At 67.1% G+C, this 21,556-nt stretch carries 21 protein-coding genes; 10 read left to right on the top strand and 11 right to left on the bottom strand.

Annotated elements, in window-relative coordinates:
* Positions 1–46: 46 nt before the first annotated feature.
* Positions 47–1,453 carry an amidase gene (locus ACJH6J_RS09250; protein WP_406801332.1) on the bottom strand — a complete coding sequence of 469 codons (1,407 nt, stop codon included), beginning with the start codon at positions 1,451–1,453 and terminating at the stop codon, positions 47–49.
* A 289-nt stretch (positions 1,454–1,742) separates the two neighbouring features.
* Between ACJH6J_RS09250 and ACJH6J_RS09245 the strand changes: the two genes are divergently transcribed.
* Both ACJH6J_RS09245 and ACJH6J_RS09240 read left to right on the top strand, forming a co-directional pair.
* Positions 1,743–3,152 (top strand): purine-cytosine permease family protein, encoded by a 1,410-nt coding sequence (locus ACJH6J_RS09245; RefSeq protein WP_406803845.1) that lies wholly within the window; start codon positions 1,743–1,745, stop codon positions 3,150–3,152.
* 21 nt (positions 3,153–3,173) lie between these two features.
* A complete protein-coding gene (locus tag ACJH6J_RS09240; protein ID WP_406803844.1) occupies positions 3,174–3,476 on the top strand; it encodes a hypothetical protein in 303 nt (100 codons plus the stop codon).
* A 50-nt stretch (positions 3,477–3,526) separates the two neighbouring features.
* Here the strand turns inward: ACJH6J_RS09240 and ACJH6J_RS09235 are convergent, their stop codons facing one another.
* Positions 3,527–4,621 (bottom strand): substrate-binding domain-containing protein, encoded by a 1,095-nt coding sequence (locus ACJH6J_RS09235; protein ID WP_244872582.1) that lies wholly within the window; start codon positions 4,619–4,621, stop codon positions 3,527–3,529.
* 158 nt (positions 4,622–4,779) lie between these two features.
* Here ACJH6J_RS09235 and ACJH6J_RS09230 point away from each other — a divergent pair, with 158 nt between their 5' ends.
* Positions 4,780–5,238, top strand: a complete 459-nt coding sequence (locus ACJH6J_RS09230) for a MarR family winged helix-turn-helix transcriptional regulator (protein ID WP_244872583.1) — start codon at positions 4,780–4,782, stop codon at positions 5,236–5,238.
* 64 nt (positions 5,239–5,302) lie between these two features.
* On the opposite strand, the gene fmdA is transcribed toward ACJH6J_RS09230, so the two are convergent.
* Complete coding sequence (gene fmdA, locus ACJH6J_RS09225; RefSeq protein WP_029118377.1) at positions 5,303–6,556, bottom strand: formamidase; 1,254 nt, start codon at positions 6,554–6,556, stop codon at positions 5,303–5,305.
* Positions 6,557–6,683: 127 nt separating this feature from the next.
* Between fmdA and ACJH6J_RS09220 the strand changes: the two genes are divergently transcribed.
* The gene (locus tag ACJH6J_RS09220; protein ID WP_244872584.1) at positions 6,684–6,968 is read left to right on the top strand and encodes a zinc ribbon domain-containing protein; all 285 of its coding nucleotides are present in this window, start codon (positions 6,684–6,686) and stop codon (positions 6,966–6,968) included.
* Positions 6,969–7,058: 90 nt separating this feature from the next.
* On the opposite strand, the gene tsf is transcribed toward ACJH6J_RS09220, so the two are convergent.
* Positions 7,059–7,874 (bottom strand): translation elongation factor Ts, encoded by an 816-nt coding sequence (tsf, locus tag ACJH6J_RS09215; protein WP_020102030.1) that lies wholly within the window; start codon positions 7,872–7,874, stop codon positions 7,059–7,061.
* Between the two features lies 1 nt (position 7,875).
* Positions 7,876–8,688, bottom strand: coding sequence for a 30S ribosomal protein S2 (gene rpsB, locus ACJH6J_RS09210; RefSeq protein ID WP_212811843.1), 813 nt, complete (start codon positions 8,686–8,688; stop codon positions 7,876–7,878).
* A gap of 289 nt (positions 8,689–8,977) precedes the next feature.
* On the opposite strand from rpsB, the gene ACJH6J_RS09205 reads away from it, so the two are divergent.
* Positions 8,978–9,457, top strand: coding sequence for a M23 family metallopeptidase (locus ACJH6J_RS09205; RefSeq protein WP_406803843.1), 480 nt, complete (start codon positions 8,978–8,980; stop codon positions 9,455–9,457).
* A gap of 101 nt (positions 9,458–9,558) precedes the next feature.
* Here ACJH6J_RS09205 and ACJH6J_RS09200 read toward each other — a convergent pair whose 3' ends face one another.
* Positions 9,559–10,455: a tyrosine recombinase XerC gene (locus tag ACJH6J_RS09200; RefSeq protein WP_212811845.1), complete on the bottom strand. Its 897-nt coding sequence runs from the start codon at positions 10,453–10,455 to the stop codon at positions 9,559–9,561.
* A 68-nt stretch (positions 10,456–10,523) separates the two neighbouring features.
* On the bottom strand, positions 10,524–11,279 hold the full coding sequence (locus tag ACJH6J_RS09195; protein ID WP_406774908.1) for a Fic family protein: 756 nt from the start codon (positions 11,277–11,279) through the stop codon (positions 10,524–10,526).
* Here ACJH6J_RS09195 and ACJH6J_RS09190 point away from each other — a divergent pair.
* On the top strand, positions 11,274–11,501 hold the full coding sequence (locus ACJH6J_RS09190) for a hypothetical protein (protein ID WP_406774907.1): 228 nt from the start codon (positions 11,274–11,276) through the stop codon (positions 11,499–11,501). The genes ACJH6J_RS09195 and ACJH6J_RS09190 overlap by 6 nt on opposite strands.
* Before the next feature lie 258 nt (positions 11,502–11,759).
* On the opposite strand, the gene ACJH6J_RS09185 is transcribed toward ACJH6J_RS09190, so the two are convergent.
* The 4 genes from ACJH6J_RS09185 to ACJH6J_RS09170 form a co-directional block, all read right to left on the bottom strand.
* Positions 11,760–12,923, bottom strand: coding sequence for a lactate 2-monooxygenase (locus tag ACJH6J_RS09185; RefSeq protein WP_212811846.1), 1,164 nt, complete (start codon positions 12,921–12,923; stop codon positions 11,760–11,762).
* Between the two features lie 73 nt (positions 12,924–12,996).
* Positions 12,997–13,842 (bottom strand): siderophore-interacting protein, encoded by an 846-nt coding sequence (locus ACJH6J_RS09180; RefSeq protein WP_212811847.1) that lies wholly within the window; start codon positions 13,840–13,842, stop codon positions 12,997–12,999.
* 37 nt (positions 13,843–13,879) lie between these two features.
* Entirely contained in the window at positions 13,880–14,851 is a 972-nt protein-coding gene (locus tag ACJH6J_RS09175; RefSeq protein ID WP_244872586.1) for a cellulase family glycosylhydrolase, read from the bottom strand.
* Positions 14,852–14,947: 96 nt separating this feature from the next.
* Positions 14,948–15,559, bottom strand: a complete 612-nt coding sequence (locus tag ACJH6J_RS09170; RefSeq protein ID WP_212811849.1) for a TetR/AcrR family transcriptional regulator — start codon at positions 15,557–15,559, stop codon at positions 14,948–14,950.
* A gap of 182 nt (positions 15,560–15,741) precedes the next feature.
* On the opposite strand from ACJH6J_RS09170, the gene ACJH6J_RS09165 reads away from it, so the two are divergent.
* The 4 genes from ACJH6J_RS09165 to ACJH6J_RS09150 are packed head-to-tail and all read left to right on the top strand — an operon-like array spanning position 15,742 to position 21,444.
* On the top strand, positions 15,742–17,499 hold the full coding sequence (locus ACJH6J_RS09165; RefSeq protein WP_212811850.1) for an FAD-dependent monooxygenase: 1,758 nt from the start codon (positions 15,742–15,744) through the stop codon (positions 17,497–17,499).
* Positions 17,496–18,629 (top strand): VOC family protein, encoded by a 1,134-nt coding sequence (locus ACJH6J_RS09160; protein ID WP_318986019.1) that lies wholly within the window; start codon positions 17,496–17,498, stop codon positions 18,627–18,629. Before ACJH6J_RS09165 ends, ACJH6J_RS09160 begins: the two co-directional genes overlap by 4 nt.
* Positions 18,626–19,564, top strand: coding sequence for a fumarylacetoacetate hydrolase family protein (locus tag ACJH6J_RS09155; RefSeq protein WP_406774906.1), 939 nt, complete (start codon positions 18,626–18,628; stop codon positions 19,562–19,564). Before ACJH6J_RS09160 ends, ACJH6J_RS09155 begins: the two co-directional genes overlap by 4 nt.
* Complete coding sequence (locus ACJH6J_RS09150) at positions 19,561–21,444, top strand: acyl-CoA synthetase (RefSeq protein WP_406803842.1); 1,884 nt, start codon at positions 19,561–19,563, stop codon at positions 21,442–21,444. Before ACJH6J_RS09155 ends, ACJH6J_RS09150 begins: the two co-directional genes overlap by 4 nt.
* Positions 21,445–21,556: the final 112 nt, after the last annotated feature.

The following is a 21,556-nucleotide window of genomic DNA, read 5'->3' as shown; positions in this document are numbered from 1 at the left end:
GCCGCTGCTTGCGTCGAGCAAAAATAGCCCCGCCGGCCGGTCGACGTCAGCGCGCCGCGAGCGACGGCCAACCGATTTCCCGCTCGAGCTCGAACGCCAGTGCCAGCAGCGTCGCCTCCTGCCCCGCCGCCGCGCCGAACATCATCCCGACCGGCAGCCCCGACGCGGACCGGGCCAGCGGCAGCGAAACCGCCGGGGCGCCACTGGCGTTCTGCAGCGGCGTGAAGCCGACCCAGTCGATGAGCCGCGACATGACCTGGTCGAAGTCGGCAGTCGGGTCCAGGTGCCCGATCGGCGGGGTGACCTCGCTGAGGGTCGGGGTGAGCACCACATCGTAGTCGCGGGCCAGGCGCGCCGGAATGCGCCGTGACGCGGCCAGCCGGGCGATGGCGGCCGGCACGCGGTGCAGATTGCGCGCCGCCTTTGCTTCCAGTCCCAGTGTCAGGTTGTCCAACTTGCCGCGATCGAAGCTGGGGCCGAAGGTGCGTTTTCCACTACGGACCAGCGCAAAGGCCAGGAAAGACCAGTAGAGCAGGAAGTCGTCGCGGAACCGCTCCGGTGCCGGGTTGCCGATCTGGGTGACGCGATGGCCGAGCTCCTCCAGCCGGGCCGCGGTCTGCATGGTCAACTCCCGGATCTCGGGGCCGGCGTCCCGGCCGATCGAGCTCGTGCACACCGCAATACGCAGCCGGCGCCGACCGGGCGCGGTGACGTCGCCGATGGCCGGCAGTTTCGGGTTCCGATAGACGCGCTCGGCTTCGCGGTAGAACGCCGCGGTGTCCCGGACGCTGCGGGTGAGGACGCCGTTGGCGACGATCTGCAGCGGCATCCGGGTCTCACGGTCCAGCGGCAAGCGGCCACGGGTGGGCTTGAGACCGACCAATCCGTTGCAGGAAGCCGGGATTCGGATGGAACCGCCGCCGTCGTTCGCGTGGGCGATGGGCACCACGCCGGCCGCGACGAACGCCCCCGACCCGGACGACGACGCCCCCGCGGTCACCATGGTGTCCCACGGATTGCGCACCGGGCCCAGCCGGGGATGCTCGGCCGAGGCGCTGAAACCGAACTCCGACAGCTGTGTCTTCCCGAGGGCCACCAGCCCCGTCGACAGGTACAGGCGCGCCCACTCCCCGTCGGCCGGCACCGGCCGGGGCGCCCAGGCGTCGGCGCCCTGCATGGTGGGCCAGCCGCCGACCGCGACGTTGTCCTTGATGAACGTCGGTACCCCGTCGAAGAATCCCCCGAAAGGTCTTGGTGCATTCGCCTTTTCAACAGCCTGCTCGAAGGCTTCGTACGCCATGCCGTTCAGTTCGGGCTGTGCCTTCTCGGTACGGGCGATGGCCGCCTGCACCACCTCGACCGCCGACACCGCACCGCTGCGGATCGCGTCGGCGACACCGACCGCGTCGAGGTCGCCGAGGGCGTCGTCACCGAATGTGCTGATGCGTGTCATGGCACCCACGGTACCAAGCAGTACCACCAGCCCGCCTTACCCCCAGATTTCACGTTGTGAGTCCGGACACCGACTGCGTGCACCGTTGAACGCGCTGCGTAAACGCCCAGTTTCCCCGGCGTAACTTTCCATTTGAACTAGTGCCATATGGAAGTAACTGGTGCTAATTTCCGTTCGACCCGGCTGCTGCAGGTCGCAGACCGGTCCGGTCATCGGCGCCCGTATCCGAGCTGCCTGCCTGATGCATTGCATCACTGGCGATTACGACGGATTCGACAGGAACGCGTTCATGACTACCGAGCAATCCCTAGACGAAGTGCACGGCCAACCGATGGCCGCCGCCCGCGTCGGCCCATGGTCCCGCTTCGTCACCTGGGCCAACCAGGACACCATCGAGGACTTCTCACTTCGCTACGCGCCCAAGTCTTTTCGCAAATGGTCGCCGATGGCATGTGCCGTGGCCGCCTTGGGCGGCATCGCCTACCTCGCCGACTACTCCATCGGCGCCTCGATCGCCGTCACCCACGGCGCGGCCAGCGCGGTCGTCGCGATCCTGGTCGCCGCGGTCACGATCTTCCTCACCGGCATCCCGATCGCGTATTACGCCGCCAAATACAACATCGACATGGACCTGCTCACGCGCGGAGCCGGTTTCGGATACTTCGGCTCAACCCTGACGAGCCTCATCTACGCCAGCTTCTGCTTCATCTTCTTCGCGCTCGAAGGCGCGATCATGGCGCAGGCGATGAAATTGGCGTTCGGCATTCCACTGGCCGTCGGCTACATCATCGGCTCACTGATCATCATCCCGCTCGTGCTCTACGGCATGACCGCCCTGGCCAAGTTCCAGGTCTGGACCCAGCCGTTGTGGCTGATCCTGTTCGTCGCCCCCATCGCCTTCATCGCGACCGCGGATCCGGCGGGCTTCCACGGGTTCCTGAGCTGGGCGGGCAACGGCGGCAGCGAGCAGGTGACGGCCATCGGAGTCGGCGCGGGCGCCGGCGTGGCGTTGTCGCTCATCGCCCAGATCGGTGAACAGGTCGACTACCTGCGCTTCATGCCCGAGAAGTCGGAAACACCGCCGCTGCGCTGGTGGGCCGCGGTGCTCGCCGCCGGCCCCGGCTGGGTGATTCTCGGTGCGGCCAAACAGATCTGCGGCGCCTTCCTGGCCTTCTACGTCGCGGGCAAGGTCGGTTTCGCGGCCGCCACCGAACCCATCGAGCAGTTCCTCGGCGGCTTCGGCTCGGTCATCCACAACGACGCCCTCGCCCTCGGTCTGGCCACGCTGATGGTGTTGCTGTCGCAGGTGAAAATCAATGTGACAAACGCATATTCGGGCTCGTTGTCCTGGTCGAACTTCTTCAGCCGGGTGCTGCACGTGCACCCGGGCCGGGTGGTGTACCTCGGTCTGCACATCGCCATCGCGCTGGCACTGATGCTCAGCGACATGTTCGCCGTGCTCAACACCATTCTCGGGTTCTACTCGAATGTCGCGATCGCCTGGATCGGTGCGATCGTCGCCGACCTCGTGATCAACAAGCCACTGCTCAAGCTCAGCCCGTCGTACGTCGAGTTCAAGCGGGCCTACCTCTACAGCATCAATCCGGTCGGATTCGTCTCGATGCTGGTCGGTTCGGTGTTCTCGATCATGGCCTTCTACCACGCTTTCGGAGATTTCCTCGCGGCCTGGTCGCCCTAGCTGGCGCTGACGCTGTCCTTCGTGCTGTCACCGGTGATGTGCATCGCGACGAAGGGCAAGTACTACCTGGCGCGGCGCAATCCGCTTCGTGAGGAGATCGAGAAGGAGCCGCTGTGGGCGGGCCAGACGCTGCTGGACGTCGTCGACCAGAAGCGGTACGAGCTGCCGGACATGGTCCACGACTGCCCCTTCCACCACGGCACCGTGTCCTCGCTGACCTGCACGCTCACCAAGGACTGCCATGACATGTGCAAGAAGGACGGCTACACCGATTTCACCAGCGCGGAACTACTGAAAACTGCGGTGACACCGCAGTCGAGCTGACGCACCGTCATGGCCTCGCCCAGAGCACCGGGCGGGGCCATGACTGTCGGTCAGGGGGTGAGTTCGGCGATCACATCGAATTCGAGTTGGTCTGCGCTGGCGAGGTACACGGGTTGACGAGTATGAGCACCACGCATGACGACCTCGCCGCGCGGACCCTGGTAGGCGACATTGGAGCGCGCCCGGTCGATCGCGGCCACCTCCAGGCTGCGGGCCGTCTGCGCCAGCGCGGTGAGCAACAACAGTCCCTCGTAACAGGATTCACCGATGTTGTTGAGAGCCGGGGCCGCACTGCCGAACCGCTGCAGATAGTGCGAGCCGAACCCCATGTTCACCTCCGTGGGGAGGCTCTCGAAGTAGCCGCACGCGGTGTACAGGCCGGTGGTCGCCCCACTTCCGCTGGCGCACAACACATCCTCACCGATCATCAACGACAGGCGCACGACGCTCTGGTCCAGGCCGGCGCGGGCGAACGCGCGATTGAACGCCGCGTTGTCCGCACCCACCATCAACACCAGCACCCCGTCGGCATCCGAGGCGGTGATGACGTCGAGCATCGTCCGGAAATCTCGCCCGCCCAACGGAACGAATGCCTCGCCGACGAACTCGAGGCCCGACCGCCACATGTACTCCTTGGTCACGCGGGCGGTCTGCCGCGGCCAGATGTAGTCGTTGCCGACGATGCACCAGCGTTTCAGCCCGAGGTGCTCACGCAACCACGTCAACGCCGGAAACAGTTGCTGCTCCGGCGTTTCCCCCACCATGTACACGCCGTCGGTGCTCTCGCCGCCCTCGTAGAACGTGGTGTACACGTAGGGCACCCGCCCGGCCGTCTGCGGGGTGATGACCCGCCGCGCATTCGACAGGTGCCAGCCCACCACGGCGTCGATCTGCTGCTGGGCCACCAGGCGGCCCAGTTCGTCCGCGAGCTCGTTCAACGGCGCGCCGGCGTCAACGGCATGAATGCGAACCGGCCGGTCCAGGATGCCGCCGGCGGCGTTGATGTCCTCAGCGGCCAGTTCGGCGCTCGCCTCGCACGACGGTCCGAACATCCCGGCGGGCCCGCTCAACGGCACCACGAGCGCAATGTCGACCGCATCCCGGTCGGGGCGCGCGGGAGTCGTCGCAGGTTTCGGATTCACCATCACCTCACCTTGGGAGACCAGCCCAGCCCTGCCACACCAATCGCGACGACCACGACGTCCGGCGGCCGGGTGGCCAGAATTCATTTTGAAGATACCTTCCGATCAGCGCTGTTTCACGGCGAGACGACAGGTCCGACCACGGTAGGCTGGGCGCCACCATGGAGATGAAGCCCGGCGCCCGTGCTGACACCATCGAGGAACTCGCTCGACTGGTGAAGTCGGTCGCCTTCGAACTGGACCGCGTCGTGACCGATCACCTGGGCGGTCTGACGGTGCGTCAGTGGCACGTGCTGGCCGCACTCGAGGGTGGCGCCGGAAAACCGATGACGGCACTGGCCGAGGTGACGCTGCTGCCCGGGCCGAGTCTGACCCGGCTCGTCGACGGGATGGTCGACGACAATCTGGTGCTGCGCAAGGCCGATGTGGTCGATCGCCGGCGGGTGTTGGTCTACCAGACCCGCCGGGGCAGCGCGCTGTACCGCCAGATCCGGGATCGGCTCAACAAGTCCGAACAGCTGGCCGCGCTGTGCACGTCAGCGTCGCTGCAGCCCGAAGCCCTGACCGAGCTGCTGGGCGTCCTGCAGGGTTCGAGCTCCCCGGCAGACCTGCGCGGCTGACACCGGTACCCGCCAAACAGCCAGTCCCCCAAGGTAATCGGGGAACTGGCTGCCGGCTGCGGGATCAGAAACTGGCGTGTGGCGCGCCCATTCCGGGATCGATCTGGTAGGGCCCCGATGCCGACGGCGCCACCGGGAAATCGAAGATCGCCGTCGGGATGTACACCGTCGCACAGGAATTCGGGATGTCCACCACGCCGGAGAGCCGGCCCTCGATCGGCGCGGATCCGAGCAGCAGGTAGGCCTGCTCCGGGCTGTAGCCGAACTTCGTCAGGTAGTCGATGGCGTGCAGACATGCGCGCTGGTAGGCCAGATCCGAGTCGAGGTATTTCTGCTCGCCGTCGAGCGTCACCGAGGTGCCGGAGAACGCCAGCCATTCCGAGTACTGCGGGTCGGTGTTGCCGGGCATGAAGATCGCGTTCTCATGCACGCCGTAGGTTTCCATGCCGCCCTTGATCAGATCCACGTGCAGGTCCATGAACCCGCCCATCTCGATCGCGCCGCAGAACGTGATCTCGCCGTCGCCCTGCGAGAAGTGCAGGTCGCCGAACGACAGGTTCGCGCCGGGGACGAACACCGGATAGAACACCCGGCTGCCCTTGGTGAGGTTCTTGATGTCCTGGTTTCCGCCGTTCTCGCGGGGCGGCGCGGTGCGGGCGGCCTCGGCGGCAGCCTTGGTGAAGGCATCGCCGCGCAATGAGCCCAGGATCGCGTCCTGCGGTTCGGGCGGCAATGCCAGCGGCGGCACGCGGTCGGGATCGGTCGCGATCAACGCGCCTTCGCGGGCGTTCCATTTGGCCAGCAGCGCCGCCGACGGCGCGGTGCCCATGAGGCCGGGATGCACGATGCCGGTGTACTTCACATGGGGCACGTGGCGCGAGGTGGCCTTCTGCCCCGAGAAGTCCCAGATCGCCTTGTAGGCGTCGGGGAATTGGTCGGTGAGGAACCCGCCGCCGTTCTGCTTGGCGAAGATGCCGGTGTATCCCCAGCCCTGCCCAGCCAGCGGCCCCGAGTCTTCCTGCGGAATGGGCCCGACGTCGAGGATGTCGACGATCAGCAGGTCACCCGGCTCGGCGCCCTCGATCGCGAACGGCCCGGACAGGCAGTGCACGCCCTTGAGTGGCGCGTTGAGGATGTCCTCGGCCGAGTCGTCGTTGTGGATGGCACCGTCGAACCACTCGCGGCAGTGCGCCCGGAAGCTGTCCCCCGGCTTGACGGTGACGGCCGGCGGGATGTCCGGGTGCCATCGGTTGTGGCCGACCAACTGTTGGTCGGTGAACTTCTTCGCCGAATCCAAGGGGAACAGCAATTCCGGCACATTGACCTCCTAGCGACACAAACACACTTGCTTCCGAATGGAAGTATTCAATACTGAAGGTGTCTCGTCTGCGGTTCGGGCAAGTTACATCCGGATGACGTTGGCGGATAGGGCTTATGGTGTCGTTGTGCCTACCTACGTATTCCGGTGTGGACAGGGTTGCCCGGACTTCACCGAACAACATTCGATGGCGAGCGTGCCCGCCGATACGCCGTGTCCGAGATGCAGCGGCGCGGCCAGGCGCCGAATCGGAGCGCCCGCCCTGGGCGCCGGCAACTCGCCGGGCATGCGGGCGCAGGACGCCACCCGCGCCACGGCGGACCGCCCCGATGTCGTCCAGAGCCTGCCCACGAGTCGCCGCCGCGCGCCGGTGACGACGAATCCGTTGCACCGCAAGCTGCCCCGGCCCTAGCCGGACAAAAGCAAAACCCCGCGCACTCCGGGATCGCCGGGTTTGTGCGCGGGGTTTTGTCAGTGAGCAGCGGGTGTGCTGCCCAAGTTCTTACTGCTGGCCGACCTCGAACCGCACGAAGCGGGTCACGGTGACGCCGGCCTCGTCCAGCAGGGCCTTCACGGTCTTCTTGTTGTCGGACACCGACGGCTGGTCGAGCAGCACGACGTCCTTGTAGAAGCCGGTGACGCGGCCTTCGACGATCTTCGGCAGTGCGGCCTCGGGCTTGCCCTCTTCCTTGGCGGTCTCCTCGGCGATACGACGCTCGTTGGCGACCAGGTCGGCGGGCACGTCCTCACGGGTGAGGTACTTGGCCTTCAGCGCGGCGATCTGCAGCGCGACCGCGTGAGCGGCCTCTTCGGAAGCACCGTTGTACTCGACCAGCACACCCACGGCCGGCGGCAGGTCCGCGGCACGCTTGTGCAGGTAGGTCTCGACGGTGCCGTCGAAGTAGGCGACCCGGCGCAGTTCGAGCTTCTCGCCGATCTTCGCGGACAGGTCCGCGACCAGCTGCTCGACGGTGGTGCCGTCGACGGTGGCGGCCTTGAGGGTCTCCACGTCGTTGGCCTTGGCCGCGACGGCAGCGGTGAGGATCTGGTCCGCGAGAGCCTGGAATTCGGCGTTCTTGGCGACGAAGTCGGTCTCGGAGTTCAGCTCGATGAGGGCGCCGTCCTTGGCGGCGACCAGGCCCTCGGCGGTGGCGCGCTCAGCGCGCTTGCCGACGTCCTTGGCACCCTTGATGCGCAGGACCTCGACGGCCTTGTCGAAGTCACCCTCGGTCTCAACCAGTGCGTTCTTGCAGTCGAGCATGCCGGAGCCGGTGAGCTCCCGCAGTCGCTTTACGTCAGCAGCGGTGTAGTTAGCCATCTCAGCTTTCTGTGGTGGTGGTTTCGGTGGTCTCAGCGGCAGCGTCGGTGCCGGCGGTCGCACCGGCGAGCAGTTCCTGCTCCCACTCGGCGAGCGGCTCGGCGCCTTCGGCCTCGGTCTTGGCACCCGAGCGGGCCTGCAGACCCTCGGCAACCGCGGAGGCGATCACCTTGGTCAGCAGCGCGGCGCTGCGGATGGCGTCGTCGTTACCCGGGATCGGGTAGTTGACCTGGTCGGGATCGCAGTTGGTGTCCAGGATCGCGATGACCGGGATGCCGAGCTTGATGGCCTCGGAAACGGCCAGGTGCTCCTTGTTGGTGTCGACGACCCAGATGGCCGACGGAACCTTCTGCATGTCCCGGATACCGCCGAGGCTGCGCTCGAGCTTGTTCTTCTCACGCGTCAGCATGAGGATTTCCTTCTTGGTGCGACCCTCGAAGCCACCGGTCTGCTCCATCGACTCGAGTTCCTTCAGGCGCTGCAGGCGCTTGTGAACGGTCGAGAAGTTGGTGAGCATGCCGCCCAGCCAGCGCTGGTTGACGTAGGGCATGCCGACGCGGGTGGCCTCGTCGGCGATGGACTCCTGGGCCTGCTTCTTGGTACCGACGAAGAGCACGGTGCCGCCGTGGGCAACGGTCTCCTTGACGAATTCGTACGCCTTGTCGATGTAGGTCAGCGTCTGCTGCAAGTCGATGATGTAGATGCCGTTGCGGTCGGTGAAGATGAACCGCTTCATCTTGGGGTTCCAGCGACGGGTCTGGTGCCCGAAGTGTGCGCCGCTGTCCAGCAGCTGCTTCATGGTCACTACGGCCATGTTGGTGCCTCACTCAGTTATCGGTTGTCGTCCGGTATCGGGTGATTCCGGACCCTGGCGTCTGCTGCGTGCCGGACCCAACTCGGTTGTCCGAGGTGGGACCGCCCGGCATGCGGTGGCGACCCGAGATCGAGCCGCTGTGCAGGCGCGCGAAGTCAACCCACGAATGCGGATTGCAGGTGGAAGTTTACACGCTCGCCGGGGGTGCTTTTGTCCACAGTGCGCGGGTTATCCACAGATCGGGTTTCTGGGGGTGCCGAAGCCGCCGCCGAAGCGCTGAACTGGCCTGATGCGGACTCTACTGGCGCTCCTGCTCGCCGGACTCGGCTCGACCGGCGTGGCGCACGCCACCGACGACCGCCTGGACTGGCCGCTGCGGCCGCGACCGGCCGTCGTGCGCACGTTCGACGCGCCGCGGCCGAACTGGCAGCGCGGGCATCGGGGCGTCGACCTCGCCGGTGCCGCCGGCCAGACGGTGTACGCCGCCGGCCCGGGCACCGTGGTGTTCGCCGGCGAGCTCGCAGGCCGGCCCGTCGCGTCGGTCGCTCATCCGGGCGGGCTGCGGACCAGCTACGAGCCCGTCCGGGCGGCGGTGCGCGCCGGCGCCGTCGTCGCGGCGGGTACGCCGCTCGGCACGCTGCTGGCCGGGCACCCCGGCTGCGCGAGCTGTCTGCACTGGGGCGCCATGTGGGGCGCGTCGTCCGACGCCGACTACGTCGATCCCCTCGGCCTGCTCGCCACCACCCCGATCCGCCTCAAGCCCCTTTGACCGCGAGCGGCCGTGTTTGTACGGCGACACGCCGCTATTCGCGTGCACGATGCGCACCCTCGCCGGCCGCGAGCGGCCCCCAAAATGCTCGCGACGACGAGTTAGGCCCGAGGGTGGGCCTGGTCGTGGACGGCGCGCAGCCGGGCGACGGTCACGTGCGTGTAGAGCTGCGTCGTCGCGAGCGATGAATGCCCCAGTAGCTCCTGCACCACGCGCAGGTCGGCACCACCTTCCAGCAGGTGGGTGGCCGCGCTGTGGCGCAAGCCGTGCGGCCCGATGTCGGGTGCACCGTCCACCGCCGAGATCGTCTGGTGCACGACGGTTCGCGCCTGTCGGGGGTCGAGGCGTCGTCCCCGTGCCCCGAGCAGCAGCGCCGGGCCGGACGTCGCGACCGCCAGCGCCGGGCGGCCGTCGGACAGCCAGGCCCGCAGCGCGTTGAAGGCCGGTTCCCCGAAGGGCACGGTGCGCTCCTTGTCGCCTTTACCGAGCACGCGCAGCAACCGGCGGCTCTGGTCGACATCATCGATGTCCAGGCCGCACAGCTCGCTGACACGGATGCCGGTGGCATACAGCATCTCGACGATCAGCCGGTCCCGCAGCGCCACCGGATCACCTTGTTCGGCACCGGAATTCGCCGCCGACATGGCATCGACGGCCTGGTCCTGACGCAGCACTGCGGGCAGCGCACGATGCGCCTTGGGGGTCTGCAGCCGGACGGCCGGGTCGGTCTCGAGCAGCCCGCGCCGCACGGCCCACGCAGTGAAGGTCTTGACCGCCGAGGTCCGGCGGGACAGCGTGGTCCGGGCGGCGCCCCTGGCGGCCTGTTCGGCGAGCCACGACCGCAGCGTCATGAGGTCCAGGTCCGCGAGGGTCGCGTCGTCGCCGAGGAATTCCCCCAACGACCGCAGGTCACCGAGATAGGCGCGCCGCGTGTGCTCGGAACGCCCGCATTCGAGTTCGAGGTACTGATCGAACTCGTCGAGAACCGCCTGGTGCACTCCCCTACGTTGGCAGAACGCTCGGCCGATCGCCCGTCACGCCACCCGTCGGTTTCCGAGCTGTGACCTCAGGCGTCGACGCGCCTGCCCGCACGTTCGGCGAACGCATCGAGCGCAGCAAGAACTTCCGGGGATCGCCATACGCGATTGCGGCGCCCAGCGGTGGTCTCGATGATCACGCCTGCCTCAACCAATGGAGTCAGTACGCGCTGGGCGTGTGCAGTCTGGGCCACAATGCCTTTGTCCACGAGCAGTGCGGCATTGATCACGGGGCGGCTGGTCAGTAGGTCGGCCACCTTCCACGCTCCTGAATCCGCACGCGCGGTGATCCTGTCGTTCCAGCTGGCGCGGATGGTACGCAGGTCTGTGACCAGCTGCCGACCGTTGACCGTGGCGCGCAGACTTGCCTCGGCAAATCGCTCCACGATGGGCGCGGCGTCACCCTCCCGGTACGCCGTAAGTGCCCCGATGTATCCGTCCGTATCGGCCAGCAACCCCGCCGACACCGGCACAGTGATCTGACGAGTCAGTGCCTTATTGCGCAGCATTGCCTGGACCAGCGCACGCCCGGTGCGACCGTTGCCGTCGGTAAACGGGTGCAGCGTCTCGAATTGAGCGTGGGCTACCGCGATCAGCGGCAGTACTGCGGTGTCGGTGCGCCTCGTGAACGCGATGAGGTCGTCGATCGCAGCGGGAATGAGTTCGTGACGTGGGCCTACGAATGTCGCACCGACAGGTGTCGATCCACGACCGATCCACACCGGCTCGGTACGCCATTGCCCCGGGGTGTGCCGTGGCTGATTGACCATGAGCGCGGCGTGCATCGCGAGGATGGCTGCGGCGTCGATGGTCCCCGAGAGATCCAACGCAGCCTGCATCGCGGCGGTGTTGGCGACGATGTCGGCGGCGTTGCGCTTGCCAGTGCCACCGACGAGCTCTTCCTCGGCGACAGATCTTGCCGACGCCGAGAGATTCTCGATCTGGGAGCTGGCAGCAGATTCCGACCGCAGCAGGACCGCAGCGAACGGTGCGATCTCGCCGCCTAGTTCGGCGTCGAACCGGGCGATCTCGCTGCTTCAGCCTCGGCCAAGACCGCGTCAGGCAACACCAGGTCCAGCTCGGCGATGCTTGCCGGCACTGCTGGATGGTAGGTGCCGTGTTTGGGTGGCATACCTGCGTAATGAACCTGCGGCTCCCAGCGCACATCCTCGTAAGTAACAGCGCTAAGTGGATGCACACTGCGACCTTACATCCATTTATCGGTTAAGTGGATGTAAGATTGGGTGTTGCATCCACTTGTTCGCTCAGGCGTCGACGCGACGCAAGGCATCCGGCGTCAGTTCGGCCAGTGAGCGGTAGCCGTCGATGGCCATGGTCAGGTCGGTCTCGGCCAGCAGGGACCGCACCACGTGAACGACGCCGGCGGTGCCGGCCAGCGCCATGCCGTACGCGTACGGCCGGCCGATGCCGACCGCCGTCGCCCCCAGCGCCAGCGCTTTGACGACGTCGGCGCCGGTCCGGACGCCGGAGTCGAACAGCACCGGCAGTCCGTCGGCCGCCGCGACGACGCCGGGCAGGCAGTCGATGGCCGGAATTCCGCCGTTGGCCTGCCGGCCGCCGTGGTTGGAGCAGTAGATGCCGTCGAGGCCGGCGTCGCGGACGCGCCGCGCGTCGTCGGGGTGACAGATGCCCTTGACCAGCAGCGGCAACTTCGTCAGCGATCGCAGCCAGGGCAGGTCGTCCCAGGTCAGCGGGTTGCCGAAGTCCTGCACCCACTGCATCACCACGCCCTGTGGGTTCTGCTCGGGCGGCGCGGGCAGCTTGGCACGGAAGACCGGGTCGCTGGTGTAGTTGGACAGACAGTGGCCGCGCAGCTGCGGGAAGTTGGCCGTCGACAGGTCGCGGGGACGCCAGCCGGGTACCCAGGTGTCGAGGGTGACGACGATGCCCTGGTACCCCGCCGCTTCGGCACGGCTGACGAGGCTCGCCGCCAAATCGCGGTCTTTCGGGGTGTACAGCTGGAAAAAGCCTGGGGTATCACCGAATTCGGCGGCGACGTCCTCCAGCGGATCGCTGGTGAGCGTCGAGACCATCATCGGCACCCCGGTCTGGGCCGCAGCCCGCGCGGCATGCAGGTCGCCGTGGCCGTCGCGGGCACAGATGCCCATGACGCCGATGGGCGCGAGGAACAACGGCGATGGCAGCTTCAGCCCGAACAGGTCGATCGTCAGGTCCCGCTCGGTGGCCCCGACCAGCATCCGCGGCATGAGGCCCCAGCGCTCGAAGGCGCTGACGTTGACGCGTTGCGTCCGCTCGTCACCGGCGCCGCCGGCGACGTACGACCAGATCGACGGCGGCATCGCGGCCTGGGCGCGCTCCTCGAGTTCCGCGAACGAGATCGGCAGCGTCGGGACGACACCGCCGAGCCCCTGCAGGTAAATCTCGAGTTGATAGTCACCGAACGCCATCAGGCCGCCCTTCCGTCGCAAACTTCGGCTGAGGATCGCACATTAGCGTCGGCCTGCGCGTCGGCTTTCCGGCCTATGCCTCGGCTTCGGCCTTCGCCAGCTCGGCCTTCCACTGCCGGAAGGTCTCTTCGGTCCGGCCGCGGCGCCAGTAGCCGGAGATGGACGCCCATTCGGCGCCGACGCCGCGCTCCTTGCGCAGGTAGGGCCGCAGGTTGTGCATGACGGTCTGCGCCTCACCGTGCACGAACACCTGGACCTGGCCGGGCAGCCAGTCGGCCGCCCGGACCGCCGCGATGAGCGGCGCGTTGTCGCCGGCCTGGTCATCGGGCACGAGGTCGGCGCGGCCGCCGCGGTGGATCCACTGGATCTTCACGCCGGCCGGCGCGGTCAACTCGAGTTCGTCGTCCGGTCCGTCGACTTCGATGAAGGCCTGGCCGATCGCGTTGGGCGGCAACGCTTCCAGCGCGGTGCTCAGCGCCGGCAGCCCGGCTTCGTCGCCGGCCAGCAGGTGCCAGTCGGCGGCCGGGTTGGGCGCGTATGCCCCATTGGGTCCCATGAGATACGCGGGGTCGCCTGGCGCCAACGACGCCGCCCACGGCCCGGCCACGCCGGTGTCGCCGTGTACGACGAAGTCGACGGTGAGTTCGCGCTGCTCGACGTCGACGCTGCGCACGGTGTAGGTCCGCACCGTCGGGCGCTGGTCGGCCGGCAGCTCCTCGAAGCTGTCCAGCGTGAGCGGCTGCGCGAGATCGGCCACCTGGACACCGGTGGGCACGATGACGAACTTGACGTAGGAATCTGTGAATTCCTTGGGAGTGAAGGTGTCGAACCCGTTGCCGCCGAACACAACACGAATCATGTGCGGGGTCAGGCGCTGGGTGCGGAGTACTTCGAACGTATGAATCGGACGGCCTGCCACGCCTCGACTATACGAGCGGCGCGGCCGCCGTGGTGGGCTACCGAGCCAGCACCGCCGCCGTGTACTTGGGCTTCCAGTCCGACGTCAGCAACGCACCGAAGTTGGATTCGAGGTCGTCACGCTTGGCGGTGTCGGTGTCACGCACCGCGAAGATGAAGGCCGGGCCGCTCCAACCCGTCCCCGCCACGCCCGACAGCACCTGCAGAATCTGGCGCGCCTGCTCGTCCTGGCTGACGCCCCGGGCCTGCGGCGCGCACGTCGAGGCGCCCAGTTCCGTCATCCACACCTTCTTGTCTCCGTCGCCGTTGACGGTCATCAGGTCGTGCACGCGCACCAGGTCCGACCACCCGTTGTCGCCGTCTTCGGCGATGCCGCCCGGGAACACATACGGGTGCATCGCGGTGGCGTCGAAGAACTTCCGCGCGCCATTGGCGTACATGTCGGCGAGGAATTTGGTCGGCGCGTCCGGGCCGGTGGCGCGGCTGAGCCCGGCGGCGATGACCGTGGCGTCGGGCTGAATGGCCTTGATCGCCGGATAGGCCGCCTTGAGCAGCTCGGTGTAGACGGCAGCGCGGTTGTCGGTGAATCCGAAGAACAGCGGCAGATTCGGCTCGTTCCAGATCTCCCAATCGGCGACGCGGTCGCCGTAGCGCTGCACGACGGCCGTGACGAAGGCGGCGTAGTCCGCCGGATTCACCGGTGGCGCACTGAAATACGAACCCGGCGCCCGAGCCCACGTGGGGCTGTACGCGATCAGGCCGAGCACCTTCAGGCCACGCTTCTTGGAGCCGTTCACCCAGTGGTCGACGTAGTGCCAATTGTATTGGCCCTTAACAGGTTCCACGATGTGCCAGTCGATCAGCACCCGCATCCACTCCGCCCGCGTTCGGGCCACGGCATCGAGTTCGCGGTCGGCGTCGGCGTCGCTCATCCAGGACTGCGGCGCGCCGACGCTGAATCCATAACCGGCGTCGGGCACCGCGGGCATCGCGACGAGCGAAGGCCGCACCCACACGCATTCGCCCGCTAGCAGCGCGACGACCAATCCGATGACGGCAGCGAGCCACCGAAAACAGCGGCGAGCGCGAACCATGCCAGCGGGCATTCAGGCGGACGGCTGCAGTGCGGGCAGCGGCTCGGTCGCGATGCGGTGCGCCTCTTGGGTGTCGATCCCCAAGGCGCGCAACACAAGTTCCGCAGTGGCCGAGCCTGCCTCACGCCAGGTCTGATGACCTTCCAGAACCATCCACATGGCGCTGACCGTGGCGCCCATGACCATCGAGGCCACGCTGTCGACTCCGATCTCACCCAGCTGGTAGCGGCCGGCCGCCACGCCGGCGTCGACGTCACTGCTCGGCGGGCCGGCCATCCAGGTGCGCAGCGTCTCTTCGCTGAGGCCGAACTTGACGGCGAACCGTCCCAGCATGGGGTTCTCGTGCCCATAGCGCACCCACATCCGAATGCCCGTGGCCAGCCTCGTCGCGGCATCATCGGTCGCCGCCGCCAGGAACGAAGCCGAAACGCGCCGATGCAGGTCCGCGGTGACCTCACTGACGACGCGATCGAACAGATCGTCCATCGAGCCGACGTTCCGGTACAGGGTGCCGCGGGCCACGTTCGCCTCTTGCGCCAGCTCACTGATGGTGACCTGCGTGGTGCCCTTCTCGACGAAGAGCCGCACTGCCGCCGTCACGATCCGGTCGTCAGTTGTGGTCATGGCGCGGCTCCTTCAAGTTCTCCTGCACCGTCTGCATCACCTGTCCAATCCATAACGATAGCAACAGCGATTGCACACATCATCGATCTTCTGAACAACTTTGTTCAAAATACACCCTTGACTTGTGTTGAACACTTCTGTTCAATTCGATACATAGTTGTTGCCACTCGAAGGGATCAACGATGATCGAACCCTCCCCGACTGACCGGATCCCGGTACTGATCGCCGGCGGCGGGCCGGTCGGCCTCACCTTGGCGCTGACCTTGGCCCGTCAGGGCGTGCCGGCACTACTCGTCGAACGCAATCCGTCGACGACGACGCACCCCAAGATGGACATCACCAATGGCCGCAGCATGGAGCTGTACCGGCAACTCGGCATCGCCGACGAACTACGCAAAGTGGCTGTCCCCGAGGACAATCCGTTCGACGTCGCGTGGGTCACCAAGCTCAGTGGGTGGGAGTTGGCGCGATTCCGCTACCCCGGGGTGGCCGCGCGCCGCGACGCCATCCGGGCCTGCATCGACGGGACCATGGCGTTGGAGCCCCCGATGCGGGTCTCCCAGGCGATTCTCGAACCGGCGCTGAAGGAGATCCTGGAGACGCGCACCGGCGTCGACGTCCGGTATGGGTGGGCATTGCAGTCGTTCCGCCAGGACGCCGGCGGCGTCGACGCCGTCATCAACTGCAGCGCCACCGGCGAGACCCGGACCGTACGCGCGGACTATCTGGCCGGTTGCGACGGCGCCGGCAGCATCGTGCGACGCGAACTGGGAATCGCGTTGCACGACATCGATATCCGCCGTATGGCCGCCCGCGAAATCGGGCTGCGCAAAATGGTCGCGGGCACGGTGCGGGCATTCATGGACCAGCGACAGACCCCGATGGACGGCCGCGTGTACATGGTGCATTTCACTTCCCCGGCCCGCGAGATCTTGGAGCGGTTCGGCACCACCTGGCACACCCAGTCCCCCGAAGGCTGGACCCTCATCTCGCAGAACGACCGTGACACCTGGACGTTGCACACGCTGATCGGCGTGGGAGTGAAGACCGAGGCGATCGATCCGAAGCAGTTCCTGTTCGCCCGCCTGGGAGTCGAATTCGACTGCGACATCATCGTTGCCAACGAGTGGCGGCCCCGGCTGTCGCTGGCCGACTCGTACGGGCACGGCCGAGTCTGGCTGGCCGGCGACTCCGCCCACCAGGTGGTGCCCAACGGTGGCTACGGCATGAACACCGGTGTCGGCGACGGGGTCGGGCTGGGCTGGGCGCTGGCCGCCGTTGTCAACGGCTGGGGCGGTCCGCGCCTGCTCAGTGCGTACGCGGCCGAACGCCGCGGCGTCGGGATCGCCAATCGGGATGCCTCAGCACGCCACACCATGGTGCGCCTGGCCATCCAAATGGCAAACCGCGCTTCGCTTTCCGGGCAGAACTGGTCAGGTGAACGCGACCGCGCACGCCTGGGACGCGAGATTCTGGATCTCGGCAACCTCGAAAACGAGGCCGACGGAATCGAGTACGGATACCGCTATGACACCTCACCGGTCGTCTGTACGGAACCGAGCTGCCCGCCGGCCGGCCCCTCACATCGGTACATCCCGAGCACCGTGCCGGGTGCCCGCCCGCCGAGTGTCTTCCTGCCCGATGGCACAGCGTTGTTCGATCTGTTCGGCCCCGGATTCACCCTGCTGCGTTTCACCGATATCGATATCACCGACTTGATGGCGGCGGCCGACGACCGCGGTGTCCCACTGACCGTCGTCGACGTCCGCGACGCACACACCCGCAAGCTCTACGAGCGCGACCTGGTGCTCATCCGTCCCGATCAGCACGTCGCATGGCGCGGAGACCACGGCCCCGCCGACGCGCTGGCCGTGATCGACAAGGTCCGGGGTGCGGTCGGCGCCGCGGTCACAGCGTCACGAAAGGAGTACGCACGATGAGCAGCAACACCATTGGCGCCCACAACGGCCTGCACAGCGCGCAGGGGGCACTGGCCGGCGAGCACCCTGGGCGCTCCCGCAACCCACTGATCAAGGTGACGGACGTCGCCTGGCTGGAATTCGACAAACCCGACCTGGCGCGCGCCGAGGCCTTTGCCCATGCATTCGGCTTCGGCACCGCGCTGCGCACCGATACCGAATTGCATTTGCGCGGCAGCGATCCCGACGCCCCGTGTGTCCTCATCCGGCGTGGCGCGCAGACGCGTTTCCGCGGCATGGCGTTCGCCGCCGGCGACGACACAGACCTGGTCCGACTGGCCGACAAGACCGGCGCCCGGGTGACCGCGCTACCGGAGGCGATCGGCGGGCTGGGTGTGCACTTGACCGACCCCAGCGGTATTCCGGTGCACGTGGTGTCCGGTACGCATCCGCTGAGCCCGCTGCCGGCCCAGGCACCGCACACCTTCAACCTCGGCCACGATGTCGTCCGGATCAACGCCACTCAACGGCCGCCGCGGGTGCCGACGACGGTGCAACGCCTCGGCCACGTCGTCGTCCAGTCCACCAAATACCGTGCCGCGCTGGACTGGTACCTCGATACGCTCGGCTTGATCGTCAGCGACTTCCTGTACTTCCCGGGCCAGCGCGAACGCGGCCCCACCATGAGCTTCATCCGGTGTGACCGCGGCTCGATCCCGACCGACCACCACACCCTCGCCTTGGCGCTGGGGCCCGCGAACCGCTACGTCCACTCGGCCTATCAGGTCAGTGACCTCGACGCCCTCGCCGCCGGTGGTGAATACCTCAAAGACCATGGCTACCAACGCTCCTGGGGCATCGGCCGGCACATCCAGGGCAGCCAGATCTTCGACTACTGGCGTGACCCGGACGGGTTCATGGTCGAGCACTTCACCGACGGCGACATGTTCGACAGCACGCTCGAACCCGGATGGGCCGAGTTCACCGCCTCCGGCCTGGCGCAATGGGGACCGCCGGCCACCGCCGACTTCCTCGGCACCAGTCCGCGGCACGCGCGCGGCGAGGTACGAGAACTGCTCACCGCCCTGCGCAGCAACAACGAATTCGACGTCAACCGCCTCATCGGCCTACTGAAAGCAGCCAAGTCATGACCATCTCCGTTCTGCGCACCGCCGACGCCTGGTGGGTGCACACCGCCACCGGTGCCGCCAAGATCGCCACCGATGCGACCACCACGGGCGCCCTGCTCGCCGACCGCGTCGCCATCGAAGCCGCTGCCGCCGACACCGCCACGGTGCCGGTCGACAGCCTCGAACTCGTGTCTCCCGTGACCGTACCCTGCCGGGTGGTCGCCCAGATGACGAACTTCGCCTCGCACGTCAAAGACGCCGGGATGGAACCGGCCTCGATCCCGTTGACCTTCTTCCGTAAATCGTCGGCGTCGATCACGGGCCCATCGGACGCGATCGTCAAACCCAGCCACGTGCAGTTCCTGGACTACGAAGTGGAGATCGGTCTGGTCATCGGCACCGACATCCCGGTGGGCAGCACCATCACCGAGGCCAACCTCGCCGACTACGTAGCCGGACTGGTGGTCACCAATGACGTCTCCGCGCGCGACATCCAGCTGCCCCAGACACAGTTCTACGAGGCCAAGTCCTACCCCACCTTTACGCCCGTCGGCCCGGCCCTGGTGCTGTTGACCGCCGCCGAGCTCAAGCGCTTCGGCGAGCTGCGACTACAGCTGCGCGTGAACGGCCAACTGCGGCAAGACATGCGCGTTGCCGGCGACATGATCTACCCGCCGCTGCAGGCCCTGCAATCGCTGACCCGCTTTCAAGACCTCAGTGCCGGCGACCTGATTCTGACCGGCACACCCGTGGGCACCGCGCTGAGTGCGCCGCACAAGGCTGTCGCGTTCATCGGGTCGCTGCTGCCGCCCGCCGTGAAATGGAAGGCCTTCTTCAAGAGCCAGGCGCGCAACCCGAAATACCTGCACGACGGTGACGTCGTCGAGACGACCATCGCCACCGATGACGGCGCCATCGACCTCGGCGCCCAGCGCAACATCGTGAAGTACGCATGAGCGCGAACCTGTTGTGGCCCAGGTACTCCAGCCCGAGCGACCTGGCCGACATCGAAGCCGTCCCACTTTCCGAGCGGGGCTTGCCGGCCTCCACCTACGCGCTGCTGGCGCGCGCGGCACAGATGTGGCCGGACCGGATCGCCGTCAGCGTCGTGCCCGACGGCGAACGTTGGGAGAAGCCCGTTGAGCGCACCTTCAGCCAACTGCTGCACGACGTGCACCAGAGTGCAAACCTGCTGTACCACTTGGGCGTTCAGCGCGGTGACGCGGTCGCGCTCATCGCACCGAACTGCGATGAGCTGATCACCGCGACATTGGCGGCCCAGGTGTCCGGCATCGCCGCGCCCATCAATGGCGCACTCTCGCCGGAGCACGTCAGCGAGCTGGTGCGGCGATCTGGCGCCCGCGTCCTGATCACGGCCGATGCTCAACTCGACACCTCGGCATGGGCCGTGGCAGAGCGTCTCGTCGGCGCCGGCTTGATCGACACCATCCTGCTGATCGGACCGACCGGCGCCACACCCGTCGACGTCCCCGCGATGACAGGGGCGAAGGTCGACTACCTGACGCGACTGTCCGCGGCACACGACGGCACTCGATTCCACGGCACCACACCAGAATCCACCGATCTGGCCGCGCTGTTCCACACCGGCGGAACCACCGGCGCGCCGAAACTGGCCGCCCACACGCACGCCAACGAGGTGGCCGATGCATGGATGATCGCCGCCAACACGGTGCTCGATGAAACCCCGGTGTTGTTCGCCGCGCTGCCACTGTTCCACGTCAACGCCCTCGTGGTGACGCTACTGGCGCCGCTGCTGCGCGGACAGCAGGTGCTGTGGGCCGGCCCGCTCGGCTACCGGGATATGTCGCTCTACGGCAACTTCTGGAAAATCATTGAGCGCTACGGGATCTCCACCATGAGCGCGGTACCGACGGTGTACGCCGTGCTCAGCCTGCTCCCCGTCGATGCCAACATCTCCAGTCTGCGGATGGCGATTGTCGGTGCCTCCGCGCTGCCGCCTGCGGTGCGCAGCGATTTCGAGTCGCACACCGGTGTCCCCCTGCTGGAAGGTTACGGCCTGACCGAGGCCACCTGCGCCAGCGCGCGCAGCTTCCCCGACCATCCCCGGCCCGGCTCGGCCGGTCAGCGGCTCCCCTACCAACAACTCAAGACCGTCGACATCGACGACAACGGCGACTGGCACGAACTGTCGGCCGGCCAGATCGGCACCCTCGTGGTCGGTGGCCCCACCGTGTTCCCGGGCTACGTCACCGACCGCAGCTCTGACGGTTTCGTCCTCGACGGCAACGGCAAGCTCGTCGACGGTTGGCTCGACACCGGCGACCTCGCATGGGTCGACGACGACGGCTTCGTCCATCTCTGCGGGCGCGCGAAGGACCTGATCATCCGCGGCGGGCACAACATCGACCCGGCAATGATCGAAGACGCACTGCTGGCGCATCCCGACGTCACCGGCGCGGCCGCGGTCGGCCGGCCCGACGTGCACGCCGGTGAGGTACCGGTCGCGTATGTCACATTGCGGCCCGACGCTGCCACAACTCCGGATTTGTTGCGGCAGTGGGCCGTTGAGCACGTCGCCGAGAGCGCGGCCGCTCCGAAATCGGTAATCGCGATCGACGCCATCCCCGTCACCGCCGTCGGTAAGCCGTACAAGCTGCCGCTGCGGGCCGACGCCGCCCGAAGCGCGGTCCGTGACGCCGTCGCAGATGTCGACGGCGTGCGCGGCGTGACCGCGGATACCGAAGACGCAGCAACGGTTGTCACGGTGCGCGTGGCCCCCGGCACGGACCGTGCCCCGGTCGAGGCAATCCTGGGCCGTTACGCCCTCACGTGGCGGCTGGTGGATGCGGAGTGAGCACCGTGACGCCAACCCGCACCACGTCGCTGCTTGCTCCACTCATGTTGCGTAGCGATCTCTCGCGTGACGCAGCCACCACATACTGGGCAAAGACGCACGCCGACAAGGT

This window comes from Mycobacterium sp. SMC-18 (assembly GCF_045310895.1).
Taxonomy (GTDB): Bacteria; Actinomycetota; Actinomycetes; order Mycobacteriales; family Mycobacteriaceae; genus Mycobacterium.
This window is presented reverse-complemented; position numbering and strand designations above follow the sequence as displayed.